The organism is Marinomonas profundimaris (genome assembly GCF_000508165.1).
Lineage (GTDB): Bacteria > Pseudomonadota > Gammaproteobacteria > Pseudomonadales > Marinomonadaceae > Marinomonas > Marinomonas profundimaris.
Map to the genome: position 1 here is coordinate 266,121 of NZ_AYOZ01000034.1, position 17,560 is coordinate 283,680.

General features: G+C 43.5%; 13 protein-coding genes and 1 pseudogene. 11 read left to right on the forward strand and 3 right to left on the reverse strand.

Features of this window, described 5'->3' with window-relative positions; all coding sequences use genetic code 11:
• Positions 1-21: 21 nt before the first annotated feature.
• From D104_RS32045 to D104_RS32080, 9 genes and pseudogenes are all read left to right on the forward strand, one after another.
• The gene (locus tag D104_RS32045; protein WP_024024751.1) at positions 22-633 is read left to right on the forward strand and encodes a Yip1 family protein; all 612 of its coding nucleotides are present in this window, start codon (positions 22-24) and stop codon (positions 631-633) included.
• A 414-nt stretch (positions 634-1,047) separates the two neighbouring features.
• Positions 1,048-1,515 (forward strand): annotated as a pseudogene (locus tag D104_RS37710) (methyl-accepting chemotaxis protein); the annotation flags it as partial.
• A 48-nt stretch (positions 1,516-1,563) separates the two neighbouring features.
• On the forward strand, positions 1,564-1,941 hold the full coding sequence (locus D104_RS37715; protein WP_235075939.1) for a CZB domain-containing protein: 378 nt from the start codon (positions 1,564-1,566) through the stop codon (positions 1,939-1,941).
• A 346-nt stretch (positions 1,942-2,287) separates the two neighbouring features.
• Positions 2,288-5,086, forward strand: a complete 2,799-nt coding sequence (locus D104_RS32055; RefSeq protein ID WP_024024753.1) for a monovalent cation/H+ antiporter subunit A — start codon at positions 2,288-2,290, stop codon at positions 5,084-5,086.
• Positions 5,086-5,451, forward strand: coding sequence for a Na+/H+ antiporter subunit C (locus tag D104_RS32060; protein ID WP_024024754.1), 366 nt, complete (start codon positions 5,086-5,088; stop codon positions 5,449-5,451). Before D104_RS32055 ends, D104_RS32060 begins: the two co-directional genes overlap by 1 nt.
• Positions 5,452-6,963 carry a monovalent cation/H+ antiporter subunit D gene (locus tag D104_RS32065; RefSeq protein WP_024024755.1) on the forward strand — a complete coding sequence of 504 codons (1,512 nt, stop codon included), beginning with the start codon at positions 5,452-5,454 and terminating at the stop codon, positions 6,961-6,963.
• Positions 6,960-7,445: a Na+/H+ antiporter subunit E gene (locus D104_RS32070; RefSeq protein ID WP_024024756.1), complete on the forward strand. Its 486-nt coding sequence runs from the start codon at positions 6,960-6,962 to the stop codon at positions 7,443-7,445. Before D104_RS32065 ends, D104_RS32070 begins: the two co-directional genes overlap by 4 nt.
• Positions 7,439-7,708: a K+/H+ antiporter subunit F gene (locus tag D104_RS32075; protein ID WP_024024757.1), complete on the forward strand. Its 270-nt coding sequence runs from the start codon at positions 7,439-7,441 to the stop codon at positions 7,706-7,708. Before D104_RS32070 ends, D104_RS32075 begins: the two co-directional genes overlap by 7 nt.
• Before the next feature lie 8 nt (positions 7,709-7,716).
• On the forward strand, positions 7,717-8,094 hold the full coding sequence (locus D104_RS32080; protein WP_024024758.1) for a Na+/H+ antiporter subunit G: 378 nt from the start codon (positions 7,717-7,719) through the stop codon (positions 8,092-8,094).
• Here D104_RS32080 and amt read toward each other — a convergent pair.
• The gene (amt, locus tag D104_RS32085; RefSeq protein WP_024024759.1) at positions 8,072-11,128 is read right to left on the reverse strand and encodes an ammonium transporter; all 3,057 of its coding nucleotides are present in this window, start codon (positions 11,126-11,128) and stop codon (positions 8,072-8,074) included. The two genes, D104_RS32080 and amt, sit on opposite strands and share 23 nt — an antisense overlap.
• A 257-nt stretch (positions 11,129-11,385) precedes the next feature.
• Positions 11,386-13,413 carry a hypothetical protein gene (locus D104_RS32090; RefSeq protein WP_024024760.1) on the reverse strand — a complete coding sequence of 676 codons (2,028 nt, stop codon included), beginning with the start codon at positions 13,411-13,413 and terminating at the stop codon, positions 11,386-11,388.
• Between the two features lie 364 nt (positions 13,414-13,777).
• Here D104_RS32090 and D104_RS32095 point away from each other — a divergent pair, with 364 nt between their 5' ends.
• On the forward strand, positions 13,778-14,071 hold the full coding sequence (locus tag D104_RS32095; RefSeq protein ID WP_152531166.1) for a hypothetical protein: 294 nt from the start codon (positions 13,778-13,780) through the stop codon (positions 14,069-14,071).
• Between the two features lie 41 nt (positions 14,072-14,112).
• Here the strand turns inward: D104_RS32095 and D104_RS32100 are convergent, their stop codons facing one another.
• A complete protein-coding gene (locus D104_RS32100; RefSeq protein ID WP_024024762.1) occupies positions 14,113-15,630 on the reverse strand; it encodes a Ppx/GppA phosphatase family protein in 1,518 nt (505 codons plus the stop codon).
• Between the two features lie 531 nt (positions 15,631-16,161).
• Between D104_RS32100 and rho the strand changes: the two genes are divergently transcribed.
• Positions 16,162-17,427, forward strand: coding sequence for a transcription termination factor Rho (rho, locus tag D104_RS32110; protein WP_024024764.1), 1,266 nt, complete (start codon positions 16,162-16,164; stop codon positions 17,425-17,427).
• The last annotated feature ends 133 nt before the right edge of the window (positions 17,428-17,560 follow it).

Below are 17,560 nucleotides of genomic sequence, written 5' to 3' on the forward strand. Positions count from 1 at the left end.
ATTCAAAGCAAGGGGGAATCCATGATCAATCATGTTTGGGGTCTTATTCACCATCCAGAGAAAGAATGGCGAGCGATCAATCAGGAACACGAATCCGTCAGCCATATGTACTATCACCATGTTCTTTGGATGGCAGCCATTCCTGTTGTCAGTACGTTTATAGGAACAACGCAATTTGGCTGGACGTTTGGTGGCGATGAAGCCGTGAAGGTCTCCTTTATGGATGGCCTTGGTTTAGGGTTGCTGTTTTATGTACTCATTCTTGCCGCTGTTGTCGTGGTCGGCAGTTTGATTCATTGGATGGCTCGAAACTACCCAAGTCGCCCACCACGCCAAGAGTGCATTGTGTTTGCCGGTTACATTGCAACGCCCATGTTTTTGAGTGGCTTATTTGCCGTCTATCCAATCATATGGCTTTGCTTGCTGGCTTGCGTTGCTGGTGTGGCGTATACCGGATACCTACTTTACCGGGGCACACCGAGCTTTTTGGGCATTAGCCATAAACAAGGCTTTATCCTTTCCAGTACGACATTAGGCATTGGGGTTTTGGTGTTAGAAGCGCTACTGGCTGCGGTGGTTCTTTTATGGAGCTTAGGGTCGGAGCACAGTATTGTCTGGCGTTTCTTCCAATAGCAAATTTTGTCATCACCTTCTGGAACACCCTAGAAATGCCGCTCATTTGCTTTGAGCGGCATTTTATTTAGGTAAAACAATACATTTTTTACAGTTCGTTACCATTTTACAACAAACTCATGGCCCTTAATTTGATTACCCTCACGCGCAGCCATGCTTTATTCGATACACTGTCCGTTCAATTATTGAGCTTTTTCAATATCTGGATTGGACCCCTTTATGTTTTTTAACTCTCAATTAAAACAACAAGCAAAAAAACTGACTCTGCAATTAGAAAGCGAACGCGCTAGCCATCAGCAAGCCATGCAAACGCTCCAAGCGAAGCTCGATGCCGTCACGGAAGAACTGCATGCATCGAGACATCATTCAGGCGACAGTTTAGAGCTAATTCGTTATCAATTGCGCGGTGGAGAGATGCTCAACTCAATCCGCTTTGGCTTAGCAGACAGCGCAGAAAGCCTCATCGAAGAACGGGTAGCCTTAGCTAAACTGGATGATATTTTCGACGAAACACGTGTTGCTTTAACTCGATTGAGCGAACGCGCCAGCCTAATCAACGAGCAGGCCAATGACAGCATGGGCGCTGCCAATGTGCTTGATAAAACAGCAAATGGCATTAGTCAGCTCGTTTCAAGCATTCAAGAGATTTCCTCGCAAACCAATTTACTCGCATTAAATGCGGCAATAGAAGCCGCTAGAGCAGGCTCTGCTGGACGCGGCTTTGCCGTGGTTGCCGATGAAGTTCGTAACCTCGCAGGAAAAACCCACAGCGCAAGCGAACAAGTTGAAACGCTCGTAAAGCAAGTGATATTGCAGACGGATCAAATCAAAAGCATGGTGAATAATAACCAAGTCAGTGCGATGGACATTTCCTCATCTTCGGTTCAAATTGACCAAGTTGTGGACGATGTCATCTCTCGCTCTAATCACATGCAACGAGTAATCAGCCTAGCGGCTACTCACTCTTTTTTGAACACAGTAAAGTTGGATCATGCCGTCTGGAAAAATGATGTTTACAATCGCATCGATAAGAAAAAATTCGATGAGGAGGTCAATTTACATACCGAGTGTCGTTTAGGTAAATGGTATTACGAAGGGTATGGCAGCCGCCACTTCCAAAAATCCAACAGTTTCAAAGCCATAGAAGTGCCACACAAAACCGTTCATGAGTCTGGACGGGCAGCACTCAAAGCAGCTAAAGAAGGCGACACCCACGCTATGCTCGCCCAATTAGATAAAATGGAAGTAGCAAGTTTGCAAGTTGTCGTACACATTGAAAGCCTTATGGAAGAAGTGAAACACCACTAACGCCATAGACTTCAACCATTCACCCACGACTGAAATCGCCCAAGAACCACACTAGGGGTGATTTCAGTCGCTTTGTGTTGCGCCTTACTTCGCGGAACTTTTCCGATACTCTACGTTCTTAGCTTCTGACTAATTCGTACACCAAACAGCGTTTTTTTTCTGATGATTACGGTTTTAGGCTATTGATTAAATTAGTAAAAGGCTATGCTTATTACGTTCTGCCTTGTTAGCTTGCCTTGAAGCGAAAACTAACACACTACACAAAGAGACCGATTGTTAGGATAACAACCATGCTCACACCGTCAACGCATCTTGTATATTCTCTAACTAATAAGGAGTGTTACCTTTGAGCTCACTGATTTGGCTGCCTTTTCTTCCTTTATTAGGCACTTTAATTCCGCTTATCACCGCTCGTTTAAGCCGCACAGCTTGCGCTTTTTTAACCGCCGCATTGCCCGCTTTAACCTTATTTTTAGTTCTTTCACATGCTGGTGATATTTTTCAAGGAACGCTTTTTCAAGCATCAATACCTTGGATTCCTACCATTGGACTGGAACTTGCCTTTCGTTTAGACGGTCTTGCCCTGTTATTTTCTATCTTAATTCTGGGCATTGGCTTACTGGTTATTCTGTATGCTCGTTATTATTTATCTGCCAAGGATTCAATCGGTAAGTTCTACGCGTATTTGATTTTATTCATGTTTTCCATGCTGGGTGTGGTTCTGTCCGACAACCTAATTCAACTCTGGTTCTTCTGGGAGTTAACCAGCATCAGCTCGTTCTTACTCATTAGCTTTTGGGGTCATAAAACAGAAGCGAGAAAAGGCGCAAGAATGGCGTTAACCGTTACAGGGGCTGGCGGTTTAGCGTTATTGTCTGGCTTACTCATTTTAGGCAATACCGTTGGCAGTTTCAGCCTTCAAGATATTCTGGAAAGCGGCCCTTTTATTAAAGACAGCGCGAATTACCCTGTGATTGTTGTGTTGATTTTATTAGGTGCTTTCACCAAATCCGCACAGTTTCCTTTCCATTTTTGGCTACCCAATGCGATGGCAGCGCCAACGCCAGTCAGTGCCTACTTGCATTCTGCAACCATGGTGAAAGCGGGCATATTCCTGATGGCGCGTTTTTACCCTGCGCTTGCGGATACCGATTTATGGTTCTTGATTGTCAGCTTAACAGGGCTTGCAACCTTCCTAGTCGGTGCTTACATTGCGCTTTTCCAGCACGATCTCAAAGGTCTGTTGGCCAATTCTACCATCAGTCATTTAGGCTTAATTACGCTGTTATTAGGAATGGGGACTGACCTTGCGGCGGTCGCGGCCATTTTCCATATTATCAACCACGCTATTTTTAAGGCGTCATTATTTATGGCGGCGGGCATTATCGACCATGAATCTGGATCGCGAGACATGCGCCAGCTGAACGGTTTATGGAAATACATGCCTTATACCGCCACATTGGCGATGGTGGCTTCTGCGTCCATGGCGGGTGTGCCATTAATGAACGGTTTCTTATCCAAAGAGATGTTCTTTACTGAAACACTCCATCAGGCATCGCTTGGCTCCTTGTCTTGGTTTATTCCTGTATTGGCCACTTTAGGCGGAGTGTTTGCCGTCGCGTATTCGACTCGATTTATTCACGACGTTTTCTTTAACGGCGAACCAATTAACTTACCAAAAACGCCCCACGAGCCACCACGTTATATGCGTGTGCCTGTGGAAATTTTGGTGGCATTGTGTCTCTTAGTCGGCATATTCCCAAGCTTGGTGGTTGGTGATTTATTACTCGCAGCGGCCAGTGCCACACTGAATGGCCCAGCGCCAAGCTATAACCTTGCTATTTGGCATGGCTTTAACTTCCCTCTGTTAATGAGTTTTATAGCGTTGGTCGGTGGTTTATTCATGTATTACAGCCGCTCGCATTTGTTTAAGTTTCAAGCCCAATTTCCAACAAGTGACCCTAAGTTAATATTTGAAGGTGTTATTCAATACCTTTCTGCCAAAGCCAGCCGCATCATTTCCCTAACGGAAAACGGCTCTTTGCAGCGGTATATTTTCTTTGTATTGGCGTTTGCGGTCATTATGACCGCGTCTTCGTTGATGAAGCTAAACACCACCGCAGGGCAGCGCCCAGAAATCCCTCTTGATGCACTTTCTATCACTTGCGCGGTTCTATTGTGTATTTCTGCTCTGGCAACCGTGATATGGCACAGAAGGCGCGTTATTGCGCTGCTGACCTTGTCTGTTGTTGGATTAATCGTGTCGCTGGCATTCGCGCAGTTTTCCGCACCCGATTTAGCACTGACCCAATTGTCCGTCGAAGTTGTCACTGTCATCTTATTAATATTGGCGCTGTTCTTCCTTCCGCAAACAACACCGAAAGAATCATCGCCTCGTCGTGTGGTCAGAGACTTAGGGCTGGCGTCATTAATTGGTGGCGTCATTGGCACCATTTGTTATGCCTTGATGACTCGCCCTCTCGATACGATTTCGACCTTTTTTACCGAAAATAGTAAAACTGGCGGTGGTGGCACCAACATAGTGAATGTCATTTTGGTGGACTTCCGTGGTTTTGATACCTTAGGTGAAATCACCGTTTTGGGTATTGCCGCGCTGGGTATCTATAAACTGATCGCAAGAATGCGTCTTTACATGCCATCCAGTGATGACAATGGTTTGGCGTGGTCTGAAGACAGACATCCGATTTTATTGGCGGTCATTTCTCAAAGCTTGTTGCCATTGGCACTCTTGGTATCCGCGTACATTTTCTTGCGCGGACACAATATGCCTGGCGGTGGTTTTATCGCCGGCCTTATTACGTCGGTTGCTATTATTCAACAATACGTGGCGCACGGTGTGGTGTGGATTAAGACTCGAATTAAATTGGATTATCAGATCATGATTGGTTCTGGTATTGGTATTGCGACCCTAAGCGGCCTCGGTAGCTGGGTCTTTGGGCATACTTTCTTGTCCTCTTGGTTTGATTATTTTTATTTACCGGTCATTGGCAAGTTTGAATTAGCCAGCGCCATGGCGTTTGATCTTGGTGTTTTCCTTACTGTCATTGGAGCAACCATGTTGATTCTTGCCAACCTTGGACAATTAACGACCAGTGAACGCCCAGTACAAAAGGAGCATGATTAATGGAAGGTTTGTACGCATTTTGCGTGGGTTTATTGACCGCCTGCGGTATTTTTCTCGCATTACGAGGCCGCAGCTTCTCTGTGGTTATCGGCTTAACTTTATTGTCATACGCGGTGAATTTGTTTCTCTTCGCGAGCGGAAGACTAAAACTCAATGCCGCCGCCGTACTTGGTCAATCTGAACAATACAGTGACCCGCTCCCTCAAGCATTGGTCTTAACTGCCATTGTCATTGGCTTCGCGATGACCGCATTTGCCGTGATATTGGCCATGCGCGCACGCGCTGATTTAGGAAATGATCATGTTGATGGCACCATACCAACACAGCCAAACCCGACAGCACGAAAATCAGGAGGAAGCCAATAAATGCAACACCTAAGCATTTTTCCAATCTTGATTCCATTACTGTTCGGCGCTCTGATGTTATTGCCACCCATTTCTCGTGATATCAATTCACAACGGGTAACATCGATCATTGGCACATTATTTTTGCTTATCTCATCGGCGGTTTTGCTTTATAAAATCAATACAGATGGCGTCCAACTTTACGCCTTAGGCGGCTGGCAAGCGCCTTTTGGTATCGCTCTAGTGGCAGACAAAGTGTCTAGCCTTCTCGTACTGCTTACGGCCTTTTTGTCATTCTGCGTCATGCTGTATGCTGTGGCAGGACAAGACAGAGGTGGCGCGTACTTCCACCCTTTGTTTATGTTTCAAATCATGGGCATTAACGGCGCTTTTTTGACGGGTGACATATTCAATTTATTCGTTTTCTTTGAAGTGTTATTGATCGCTTCTTACGCGCTACTGATCCATGCCGGTGGCAAGCAAAAAACACAAGCCGCGCTGCACTATGTCATTCTTAATTTGGTTGGCTCAAGCCTGTTCTTGTTTGGGCTCGGTATTTTATATGGCACGCTAGGCACGCTTAACATGGCGGACATGGCGATCAAAGTGGGAGAACTTCAAGGTGAAACCGCGACGCTCGCAAAAACAGGCGCACTGCTATTATTGGTTGTCTTTGGCCTAAAGGCCGCTATGCTTCCAATGCACTTTTGGCTACCAAAAACCTACGCCAGCGCCAGCGCCCCCGTCGCAGCACTGTTTGCCATTATGACGAAAGTCGGGATTTACAGTATTTTCCGTGTTTATACTGTAATTTTCGGAGAACATGCTGGTGAACTCGCAAATATTGCAACCCCATGGCTGTGGCCTTTGGCCTTACTAACCATCGCGATTGGTAGTATTGGTGTGTTTGCTAGCCCTAGCTTGAAAATCCTTAGTGCCAATTTGGTTATCGTTTCCAGTGGTAGTTTGCTGGCTTGCGCTGCAATCAATTCAGCAGCAGCCACTTCTGCTGCACTCTATTATATGGTTCATAGTACATTGGCTTCAGCCGGGCTTTTTTTGTTGGCGGATGTAATGGCACGTCAACGAGGCAAGGCGGAAGACCGTTTTGTCCGCTCGCGCCCTTTTGTTCAGCCAAGGCTACTTGGTTTTGCTTTTGCCATTTCGGCATTAGCATTAATCGGAATGCCACCGCTATCCGGTTTTGTCGGAAAAATTATGATTCTGCAAGCAACACAGTCTACAGCGCAAACCATGTGGGTTTGGCCTCTTATTCTAATTGGTAGCCTTGCGGCACTGATTACCTTTTCGAGAGCGGGAACCACGTTATTTTGGCGTCACAATGGCACTGTGGCAAACGAGGCGATCCCTGCAAAAACAACAGAGATCATCAGTATTGCACTATTGTTACTGGCGTCTCCCATATTAGTCCTATTCGGTGGCGACATCAGTGAGTTTACACAGCAAGCCGCTGACTATTTGCATGACATTCAGTCTTCTGCATATGACCTATTACCTGGAGTAACCCAATGAAGTTATTCCCTATGCCCTTCCACAGCCTGCTACTTTTCGTTGTTTGGCTCCTGCTGAATAATTCCATCAGCGCAGGACACATTGTATTAGCGGTTTTTTTCGCAATTACCATACCTTGGCTCGTAACAGGAATGCTTGATGAACACCCTAGAATCCTGAAGCCTTGGTTGGCCATTCGCTATGCATTAATGGTGTTAAAAGATATTTTAACCGCCAACGTAGAGGTCGCATTGCTTGTTATTGGACCAATCAAAAACCTTAGCCCAGGGTTTGTTGCTGTGCCCATTAATGTTAGTTCAGACTTAGGCATTACGGTTTTGGCCAGTACAGTGTCACTGACACCAGGAACGGTCAGTGCAGAAGTATCGAAGGATAAAGCGTGGCTTTATATTCATGCACTTCACCTTGACGATGAAGCTGAGCTCATTGAATCCATCAAACAGCGCTACGAGAAGCCTATTAAGGAGATTTTTGGATGCTAAATTTGACCATTATTATTGTGGCTGTTTGTATTTGCATCGCTTTAATTTTGAATTTATGGCGATTACTGCAAGGTCCTTCGATATCAGATAGGATTTTGGCACTGGATACCATGTACATAAACGCGATCGCGCTTATTTTGCTGTATGGCATTTACATAAAAAGCGCCTTGTACTTTGAAGCCGCCGTATTAATTGCCATGCTAGGATTTGTCAGTACAGCGGCACTATGTAAATACTTACTTCGCGGCGACATCATAGAATAGGATAAGTTATGCCTTTATATTTAGAGATTATTATCTGCGTGTCTTTGCTGATTGGAGGCGCGTTTCTATTAATTGGTTCTTACGGTCTCGTTCGCTTGCCCGATATTTACATGCGCCTGCACAGCCCAACCAAAGCATCAACGTTAGGCATTACGGGGGTTTTGGTTGCGTCGATGATCTTTCAAAGTCATTTAAAAGGCTTCTTTTCTATTCAGGAATTGCTCATAACCTTGTTCCTTTTGATTACCGCGCCGGTTGCTGCAAACATGATTGCAAAAACCGCGCTTCATCAGCGAACTAAGTCATTAAAAGACACAAAAGGCCAAGACTTGATGGAAACCATTCGTGACCGAGAAGCCCCGACTAAGCCTCCACAGAATCCTTAGCAAGCAATGTGGCAAGCTCATGACTTTTCATGGGCTTGTGGAAGAAATATCCTTGAAAAATCTCACAACCTAATGATCTCAACATCTCAGCCTGCGACGCCGTTTCAACCCCCTCAGCGACGATGGTAAGCTCTAAATTCCTCGCCAAATGAATAATGGTTTCACAAATTTTAGTGTCTTCAATATGACTGTCGCACTCTTCAACAAACGACTGATCAATCTTCAACGTGTCCAAAGGCAAGCGCTTTAAATAGCTTAAGGAAGAATAGCCGGTGCCAAAATCATCCACAGATATTTTAATGTCGAGCGCTTTCAGTTCCGCCATGACTTCAATACAACGCTGGATATCTTGTAACAAAATGCCTTCCGTGATCTCAATTTCTAATAACCGTCCTTCAATACCATAGTGTTCCAGTTTTTCAGAAATATAAGCCACTAAAGAGTCCGACACCAGGTGCCGTCCTGAAAGGTTCACCGCAACAGGAAGAATCGTCAAACCCTGATCACGCCAGATATTTTGTTGCTTTAATGTTTGGTCAATTACCCACTCATCAATCTTAATGATTAAGCTCGATTCTTCTGCTATGGGAATAAATTCCACAGGGGAGATCAGCCCTTTGGTTGGGTGATTCCAACGGATCAACGCTTCCATACCTAAAACACGCGCTTTTTCCATAAAGACTTTCGGTTGATAAACCAAAAAGAAGTGCCCTAATGAAAGCGCCTCATTTATTTCGCTTTCAAAGCCAAATTTTTTGGTAACCACGCTGGCCATTTCTGGCGTGAAAAACTGCGCATTATCACGCCCTTTTTCTTTTGCGCAATACATTGCGATATCTGCCTGCTGGATCAATTTATCGGCATTCACCCCCTGATCATCTGAAAACGAAATACCAATGCTTGTCGGAATAGTAAGGTGTTGGCCGTTAAGTTGAACAGGCATCCGCATGACATTAAGAATATCTTGAGCACGCTTTTCCAATTGATGTTCTGTCACCTGTTCCGTCATCATAAAGACAAATTCATCACCACCCCAGCGCGCGATCACATCGCGCGAGTCCGACACAGTAATCAAACGTCTTGCGACCTCGCACAACAACTCATCACCCGCTTTATGCCCCAATGTGTCATTGATGATTTTGAAGTTATCCAGATCTAAAAATAACAAACCGACCGATGTTTTCTGTTTCGTCGCAAACAACAAAGCGCCCACCAGCGCATCCATTAAATAGGTTCGATTATACAAACTTGTTAACGGATCACTGTAAGCCAAAAACTTCAAACGCTCTTGAAGCTTCATATGACGAGTCATATCTCTAATATGAAGTGTGTACTCACTCTCGACAGAGGGTTCGGAATTTGCTTTAGTAATGGCAATTTCTGCAGGGAAATGATGATTTTGTCCACGCTGTAGCCGGAACGGATTACGTCGATTTAGAATGAGGCCACTGGAAGATGAAAAGCCCGAATTTAAACTTTCAAAAATTTTCTGTCTATCCTCTTCAAGAATAAATAGACCGATAAAGCTCTTTCCTTCCACCTGTTTTTTCAAGCACCCAAACGTCCGCTCTGCTGCGGGATTAAATTCCATAACAGAACCAAAACGATTGATCGTCACAATGCAATCCATGGAAGAATTCAGAATGGCAGACTTTCGCATTTCACTTTCTTGAAAACGTGTTAACGCATCATCTCGCTGACTAATTTCACTACTAACACGACCAATGACCTGATTGTATTTACGCGCAATTTGACCCACTTCGGTAAACGGTTCTTCTGGTACCGGTGTCGAAAAATCCGCGTTGTTTTGTTGATATTGCATCGATGTCAGCAGATCAAATAACTCCGTGGTCGCACGGTGCTCCGCCACATTTAAACCTTGCTCTTCTTGCTCTTTACTGGCCCGAAGTGGCATGAAGCGGTTTAACAACCACATACAGGCATAACCCACCACAAAACAATAAACACCAATGACAACAATACCAGTCGCTTGCACCCAAAGCTGCTCTATAAAGCTCAAACCGTTGTCGATTTTGTCCGCTTTACCAAATAAGGCCACACTCAATGTCCCCCATATTCCAGCAAACAAATGAGCGGGCACCACATCTAACGCATCATCAAGGCGCCAGCGCTCCATCAACAAACTACCGTAATAGACAACCACACCAGAAACGCCACCAATAACAACAGAGGCACCTGGTGAAACCACATGGCAAGAAGCCGTAATTCCCACCAACCCTGCAATCGTACCGTTTAATACAAAACCGACTTCAACATAACCATCTCTAAAATAGTTGATGCCTGCCGCGATCAACCCGCCCCAAGCCGCTGAGATAAAAGTATTTAAAATAATAATCGGCACATCATCGGTCAGCGCCAACGTACTTCCGCCATTGAAACCAATCCAACCAAACCAAATTAATAAGGTGCCAAGTGCAGATAAAGGAAGGTTATTACCAGGAGGAAGGCGAATGCCCTGCTCAAATCGCCCCAAGCGAGGGCCTATAATCATGATGGCGGCCAATGCAACCCAACCACCTACGGAGTGAACAACAGTAGAGCCGGCAAAATCGACAAAGCCCAGCGACTCAAGCCACCCTCTAGGCCCTTCTGAAGGATAAACACCAGACCAAGCCCAATGACCAACGATAGGATAAATAAAGGCACTTAACACCGCTGTAATAGCCAAATACCCAATAAACGTCATGCGCTCAGCCACAGCGCCGGAAGTGAGTGTTGCCGCCGTTCCGCAAAACATCATCTGAAAAATGAAGAAGCTGACTTCCCAGGAGGTATGTTTGTCATCGAACAAAAAATCACTAACACCAAATAGACCAGCGACCGAATCGCCAAACATGATGCCAAAGCCAAAAAACCAAAATAGTGTCGTTGAAATAATAAAATCGGATATATTTTTGGCCGCCACATTGATGCTATTTTTGCTGCGGATCCGCCCACTTTCTAAACATAAAAAACCCGCTTGCATCAAAAAAACAAACGCGGCAGCCACTAACAACCAATAGAATTCAGCCATACACATCCTAAAACCAAAAAAGCGCACCAAAAGGATTCGCCCAATTCTAGACCGCACAACTGACGCTCACTAAAGTAACTATCTCAGCCAGAAAATAACCATGCGAAACAAAGAATTGAGCTCACTATAAACACATTCAATAGTTAAGCCAACTTTCGACGCCATCTCCGATATGTCATGCCATAAAACACAAAAAGCCACCCGAAGGTGGCTTTTGAAAATGAAAGTATCAAAACGGTTTACACCGCTATACTAACCTAACCATTAAGTGTAAGAACGTTAGTTTTACTAATGCGATGGCGATAAATTTCACGAAGATACTTAATCGCATTCTTCACATTATTAATGTCCAAGCGAATATCATTTATAGAAACAAAACGTTGGCTGTTATCAATCAATTCACGATATTTTTTCTCGTACATTGGCTTAATGGCATACCAGTTTGTGTCCAAAATTTTCGCTGGGTTCTCATACGTCGTAAAGTATTTATCCACCAACGACTCATCGAATTCATCGTCTTGAATCATTTTAATGATGGCGTTATCAATTTCATCTGTGTATCGGTAATCATCACGAGCAAAACAGCGCTTCATGTAAGCCACCATCAGCGTTAAGAAATCATCACTCAAACATGGGCTTTTTGCGATCAACGTTGTTAAAGACAAGTTAGCTGAAGCGCCGATAACCAACGCATAACGCTTTAATGTGGTATTCGGGCATAAACGGTTCAAGTGCATTTTCAAACGATTCAATGCCGTAAAGGACAATTTATAGTCTCGAGGCAAAGAAATAATAGAAACGATGGACGAACAGTTTTTGAAGAAATGCAAATGATTCAATGTACTCGCATCATAGCCACTTTTACGGTAATTCTTAATCGCTTCTCGGTATCGCTCAGATTCAACCGGTAACACACTGACACCTTCAATAGCCGAAGTATCATTATTAAAGTGTGGTAATTCGATAGAACGACAAAACAAATCATCAATATCTACGCTGTCTTGATGCGTACCTTCATTCACCACGCTTTCAGCATAAGCGACCGCGACCGGACCCGCCAAACTCATAAACAGATCATTCGCATCCAAACGGATGGTTTCAGCAATATCAATACCGGCACGACGAAAGTAATCTTCATCGTAATCGGTCGTAACGGCTTGCGCGGTTAAGATGTTGAAAATTTGCTGAGAAATATACTGATTGGCGTATTTTTCCATTGTGTTGACATCAATGTTGTCCGCGTCACCACCGTCTTCTTCTTCGGCATAACGCATAATGTCGTTGGAAATTAACATCATTGAATTCCAAGGGCGAATACGTTCCATGACATCTGCAGGTACTTCGTCTTCTTCACGCTCTTCGTTATAAGAAAAATTCCATTCTTCAGATATGTATTTCGTTAACAAACGCCCAGCATTAATGTGTAACGCTTCTGAGATTTCCACGTTCTTGCCAGAAATATTAGGGAGAATACAAATACCTGAAGTGAAAATAGGCTCAAATACAAAGCTATGACGTTTATCAGCCATTTGAGCTTGATCAGAGCGATAGTCAAACGTTTTGCTCAAGTAAGAAAATTGCTGCGCAAGACCAAATTCAGACGCCATGCCAGAGCCCGTACCACCACCAGCACTGAAAATATAAAAATAGAGACGTGACTGATTCGCTTTAATACCACAGGAATCAACCAGATAAGAATGCATTTGCTTCCAGCTTTCATTGCGGAATGTCGTTGCGTCCTTATTAAGAATTATTTTCGCAAGATACTGACCTAAAATAGGCGCATTACCGGCACCACCAGCATGCACTTCAGACAGGTCCATTATTTGAAGTTTAGTGTATTCCTCTAAGAACTTGGCACGACCTTCTTGGTTAGAAAAGCGAATACGTCCTTCAATATCTTTATCCAAGTCGCCCAGTAATACGATAGGCTCAATTAAGAAAACGGGTTTAAAACCGTCTTTTCCTTCCATGGGCAAATGCTTACGAATCCAACGCATTGGGCGGAACTCTCGTTCCACATCTAATAATTCTTGGTTTTCCACTTCACGCATATAGTTGGTTCTTGCATCATAGACTAGCGATGCAACATCCAACGCGATGTTGGAGCCGCAGCGACCCAAACCAATCAAGCAAACAGACGGAAACACCTGATCATTAATGCCAGTTTCTTCGGTGAGTTGCGGATGTATTCGATTACGAACGATATCTAAATTTTCTAAGATTTGCTCTAGGTTAGTCTCAGTAAAATAAAGGTGTTCTATTGGGAGATTTTCTTGGCTCATGCGGCATCCTTTTTGAAGCAAATTACTTACAACAGAGAATCATTCACGTTATCAACAGGATATAAAGTAGAATGTCCCTCTGTTAAATGCTCTATTATTAGTTAACTTATTGACAGACAATATCATCCTTATATGTCAATGACACTAATATGGTGAATGAGAGTATAAAATAAATAGGAAATGGAAAGGAATTCAATGAGAATTTAAGTCATTGTTAATTAATGCTCCGTTTCCCACTCACATTTACACACGCCTTCACTTGCTCATAAACACATTCACAAATTAACAACAAAAACACACCAAGCTCATTTTTTGTACTATGCTTTAAGGGGTAGTAACTTAAACCATTATCTGGGTGACTGTTTTGTCCATTTCATCAGTAGCACCAAGCAACCGTTTGTATTTTCCTACTTTGCCGGTACAGGCAGATACTCAGGCGCGCTCAGATTCTCAAAAATCACAAGATCCTGTTCAACTATCGGATCAAGCGAAACAATTACTATCCGCTCAACTCCAACCTGAGAAATCAGAAGAAAAAGACGATACTAGAAAAGAGTCTGTCCAAGTATCATCCAGTATTGGACGAGTTTCCCGTATTACGGGATTGCAACGAGAAGAAGTCGCGGCACTGTACCGTTCGATTGATAAATTAACCTAACCAACCAAAAATAAACACTGTGCACAGATAGACGCTAACCTTTAGCTAAAAGTCAGCTCGTACCCATCTGCGACTAATGAATCCGCTTCACGTTGTAAGTTTGCTAACGTTAACGGTCTACTGTTTAACCATTCAGGTAAGAATTCAGCGTGTAAGGTTTTATTATCTGCTTTCAGGGTGAAAATAGGCATATCGCCTTCTTTCCTATCATGATGCAGTAAAATAGACAGTCTCAATATAATAGACAGCCGATCTAAATCTTGCTGATCGCTTTTTGTAAAACGATAATCCAACGATTGAGTGAACTTACGTCGATGTCGCAAGATTAAATTTGCCAGTGCCTGCTGCTCTTGTTGGGAAAATCCCGGCATGTCTGATTCACTGATAATATAAGCACCATGCTTATGATATCGGCTATGTGAAATACCGAGTCCGACTTCATGCAGTAAACCTGCCCATCTCAGTAAATCCTCACTGGAAATGCTATTTAAGTTCCAAGATTCTTTCACCTGAGCCAACGCAGACAATGCTGTATTCGTGACTAGCTTCGCTTGCTCTGTGTCAATGTGGTACTGATTTAACATATAGTTAACCGTACGCTCACGAATGTCCGTCTCTGCGTAGCGACCCATGATGTCATAAAGCACGCCTTCTCTTAATGCACCATTTGAAAAGTCCATTTGCTTAATATCAAAGCATTCAAACACAGCCGTTAATATGGCGATACCTGCGGCAAAAGTGCTTTTACGCTCAGGTTTTAGGCCTAACAAATCAATATTATCGACATGACCTGCCAAAAATAATGCTTTTTGTATCTGTTTAAGCGTTTTTAGCGTAATGCCTTTTTTACCCCAATTGTTTTCCTTAACAATATTAAACGCCGCTTTAATGGTGCCAGAGGAGCCAATGGAGACCTCCCACGTTTCATCAAGGTAATCGTCTTGGATACTGAGGAGCTCTAAACGTGCAGCGGTAACCGCTTTCTGAAAATTCGACTTGTTAATCGTGCCATCATCAAAGAAACGTTGCTTGAAACTTACACACCCCATGTGAAGACTTTCCGTTAATATTGGTTCTAGTTGTTTACCAATAATAAACTCTGTACTGCCACCACCGATGTCAACCACTAAGCGTTTGGCATCACCATGATCCATGGTTCTGGAAACGCCAACATAAATAAGACGCGCCTCTTCTCGACCAGCGATAATTTCAACTGGGTGACTCATAATATCCATCGCTTTGCCAATAAAGTCATAACGATTCTTGGCAACCCTCAGTGCATTCGTCCCAACCACTCGAACAGAGCCTGGCGGCATGTCTTCAATAACTTGTGCGAACTGAGCAAGGCAATCCAAACCTCTCTGCTGCGCGGCATCGTCTAAACGTTCATCAACCAATCCTGCGGCCAGCTGAACTTTTTCCCCAAACTCTCCGGTGATACGTAACTGCCCATGGGTAACTTGAGCCACAACCATATGAAAGCTATTCGACCCAAGATCGATAGCCGCTATTTTTTCAAAGGGAAAGTCATGAGATTGTTGCAAAAAGAGTGATTGCATTCAAAAAGCCTTATCTTGCAGGAGTCTTAATATGGACAAGAGTATATCAGTTACTTGCCTATGTCATTGGCAACAAAACCCTAAAAACAGCCGTCTTTTAAAGGATTTTTTAATGAATTTTCCGGTTTTTTCCCGAAAATCAAGCGTCATTAATGCACTAAAAGTAAAAAAACAACCTCTGAAAACCTTATAAAACCTATCTTTGATCAAAAAATTATCAGAAAATGTTTTTTTCCTAAGTTTCACTATAGACCTCGCCTTTAAGTCGAACTATAGTATGGATGGTCTTAACAGTGATAAAGCAGTAATCAAATCACGTTTAGATTCCAATCAAATTGTTTCGCGCTGTATTGGCTTTTGGCCCTACCCGGGCTAGTTTAAACCAGAACACACTTCTAACCATGTTGTTTTGCGTTTTGGTGCCGAGTAGCTGATACATTGTAAAATACTTCCAGACACAAATTATTGTTACTAAATTATTAACTCTAATTCCGTCAATTTTCCTCAATTGAGCTAATACAAAACCCATTTATGAACCTTACCGACTTAAAACAGAAATCAGTACACGAACTTTTAGAAATCGCATCAGAAATGGGCCTAGACAATATGGCTCGTTCTCGCAAACAAGATGTTATTTTCTCGATCCTAAAGCGTCATGCGAAAGGTGGGGAAGACATTTATGGCGACGGTATCTTAGAGATTCTACAAGATGGCTTTGGCTTCCTACGTTCACCTGACTGCTCATACTTGGCAGGCCCGGACGATATTTATGTTTCACCAAGCCAAATTAGACGCTTTAATCTTCGCACAGGCGACACTATTGCCGGCAAGATTCGTCCACCAAAGGATGGCGAACGCTACTTCGCGCTTTTAAAAGTGAATGAAATCAACTTTGATAAGCCAGAAAGCGTTCGTAATAAAATTCTTTTTGAAAACCTAACGCCTTTATTTCCTGATGAACGTCTATTGATGGAAGCAGGAAACGGTTCTACTGAAGATGTCACTTCACGTATTATTGATCTTGTTGCTCCTATGGGTAAGGGTCAGCGTGCTTTGGTCGTTTCTCCGCCAAAAGCGGGTAAAACATTCATGCTGCAAAACATCGCAAACGCCATCACTCGTAACAACCCTGAATGTGATTTGATTGTATTACTGATCGATGAACGTCCTGAAGAAGTGACAGAAATGTCTCGTACCGTTCGTGGTGAAGTGGTTGCCTCTACCTTTGATGAGCCACCAACTCGCCATGTTCAAGTGGCTGAAATGGTAATCGAGAAAGCAAAACGCCTTGTCGAACATAAACGTGACGTTGTTATTCTACTAGACTCCATCACTCGTTTGGCTCGTGCCTACAACACCGTCATTCCTTCTTCAGGTAAAGTATTGACCGGTGGTGTTGATGCCAACGCATTGGAACGCCCAAAACGCTTCTTTGGTGCCGCACGTAACATTGAAGAAGGCGGAAGTTTGACCATCATCGCGACGGCGCTTGTTGATACAGGCTCTAAAATGGATGAAGTTATCTTTGAGGAATTCAAAGGTACGGGTAACTCCGAATTGCATCTTGACCGAAAAATCGCTGAAAAGCGCACGTTCCCTGCGATTAACATTCGTCGTTCTGGTACTCGTCGTGAAGATTTATTAACGTCTGAAGATGAACTTCAACGCATGTGGATTCTTCGTAAGCTATTGAATCCTATGGAAGATGTTGCCGCTACGGAATTCCTCATTGACCGCTTGAAAGTCACTCAAACAAACGATGAGTTCTTCCAGTCAATGAAAGGCAAAAACAAATAAGTAGACATTGCCGCAGCAAGAAGTCTGCAATAAAAAAGCCACTTCATGAAGTGGCTTTTTTTTACTTATATGACCAACGTATTGCATTATCAATGTTCGCCCACTTTTCACTAAGAGTAGTACGACTTAATAT

Excerpts from the sequence above, each read along its gene's own strand:
- D104_RS32045 (WP_024024751.1), top strand. The coding sequence starts at position 22 with ATGATCAATCATGTTTGGGGTCTTATTCACCATCCAGAGAAAGAATGG.
- D104_RS37715 (WP_235075939.1), top strand. The coding sequence starts at position 1,564 with ATGCAACGAGTAATCAGCCTAGCGGCTACTCACTCTTTTTTGAACACA.
- D104_RS32060 (WP_024024754.1), top strand. The coding sequence starts at position 5,086 with ATGGAAGGTTTGTACGCATTTTGCGTGGGTTTATTGACCGCCTGCGGT.
- D104_RS32065 (WP_024024755.1), top strand. The coding sequence starts at position 5,452 with ATGCAACACCTAAGCATTTTTCCAATCTTGATTCCATTACTGTTCGGC.
- D104_RS32070 (WP_024024756.1), top strand. The coding sequence starts at position 6,960 with ATGAAGTTATTCCCTATGCCCTTCCACAGCCTGCTACTTTTCGTTGTT.
- D104_RS32075 (WP_024024757.1), top strand. The coding sequence starts at position 7,439 with ATGCTAAATTTGACCATTATTATTGTGGCTGTTTGTATTTGCATCGCT.
- D104_RS32080 (WP_024024758.1), top strand. The coding sequence starts at position 7,717 with ATGCCTTTATATTTAGAGATTATTATCTGCGTGTCTTTGCTGATTGGA.
- amt (WP_024024759.1), bottom strand. The coding sequence starts at position 11,128 with ATGGCTGAATTCTATTGGTTGTTAGTGGCTGCCGCGTTTGTTTTTTTG.
- D104_RS32090 (WP_024024760.1), bottom strand. The coding sequence starts at position 13,413 with ATGAGCCAAGAAAATCTCCCAATAGAACACCTTTATTTTACTGAGACT.
- D104_RS32100 (WP_024024762.1), bottom strand. The coding sequence starts at position 15,630 with ATGCAATCACTCTTTTTGCAACAATCTCATGACTTTCCCTTTGAAAAA.
- rho (WP_024024764.1), top strand. The coding sequence starts at position 16,162 with ATGAACCTTACCGACTTAAAACAGAAATCAGTACACGAACTTTTAGAA.